This is a genomic window from Flavobacterium fragile, from assembly GCF_023634865.1.
GTDB classification, from domain to species: domain Bacteria; phylum Bacteroidota; class Bacteroidia; order Flavobacteriales; family Flavobacteriaceae; genus Flavobacterium; species Flavobacterium fragile.
On sequence record NZ_JAMLJN010000022.1, the window covers coordinates 1 to 1,247 of the forward strand.

A 1,247-nucleotide genomic window follows, 5' to 3' on the forward strand; every position below is an offset into this window, starting at 1 on the left:
GCTATTAGATTTGTATTTAGTAAATTCAGTTATTATTAATTAAGATAATTTCTGAACAACCAGAGGGAATAGGTGAACTAGTTCGACTCTTAAACGTAGTGGTTTATCCTGAGCATTAGTCCTATTCTCCTCTTTGGGTTTAAGTACCATTTAGAATGTTAAGCTTTAAGGCTTATTAATAGCGTTAGTAATTGAACCAATTTGGTTGTGTCAGAGTTGTTTTCCTAAATTCAAATTTATGAAAAATTTTATCATTGGCATTGATGTTTCTAAAGACACACTTGATTTTTGTATACTGCAAAAAGATAGCCGTGGGAAAATCCAGCAAGGTGTGATTGCGAACAAAGAAAGAGAGATTCTTACTTGGTTGAATAATCTAGACAAAGAAAATGTAGTTGTTGCCCTAGAACACACAGGACATTACGGCGCACTACTGTCTTGGCTATTAGAAGAACAAATGTTTACTTACTATTTGATCAATCCATTAGACCTTCAGCGGTCATTAGGACTACAGCGTGGAAAATCTGATATAGTAGACGCCTATAGAATTGCTGATTATACTATAACAAATAATCATAAATTATCACCTTTTAAATTGCCTTGTGAATCATTAAGAAAATTAAAAGCACTTATGACGGCACGTGAACGATACGTAAAAATGTCAGTACAAATACAAAATAGCTTAAAAGCGGAAATGATACTAAGTAAAAAGGTAGTATTGAAACAATTGATAAAACTTGAACAAAAACAATTAAAATCAATCCAAAACACGATACAAGATTTAGAAAAACAAATGATGGAAATAGTAAAATCAAGTCAGGATCTAAATACCACCTATACAAAAATATCATCTGTAATAGGTGTTGGTACAATTACGGCAATTAAATGCATTATAGAAACTGATAATTTTACCCGATTTACAGATGCCCGTAAATTTAATTGCCATTGCGGTTTAGCTCCATTCCCTTATCAGTCAGGTAGCAGTATAAAAGGTCGCACAAAAACACACTTTTTGAGGGACAAAACACTAAAGTCTATTTTATTTAAGGCTGCGGGAAGTGCCATTCAGCACGATCCTCAATTAAAAAAATATTACCAACAAAAATTAGAAAAAGGAAAGCACAAGCTTACAGCTTTAAATGCTGTTGCAAACAAAATTGTACTAAGAATATTCGCCGTTGCAAAAAGAAATGAACCTTTTGTAAAATTAATTGCTTGATTACTTGTTTTTATCTTAGAATGCTCAG

General features: G+C 32.3%; 1 protein-coding gene. It reads left to right on the top strand.

The window, feature by feature from the left end; translation table 11 throughout:
• Positions 1-238: 238 nt before the first annotated feature.
• Complete coding sequence (locus NAT47_RS12500) at positions 239-1,219, top strand: IS110 family RNA-guided transposase (RefSeq protein ID WP_250583256.1); 981 nt, start codon at positions 239-241, stop codon at positions 1,217-1,219.
• Positions 1,220-1,247 lie beyond the last annotated feature (28 nt).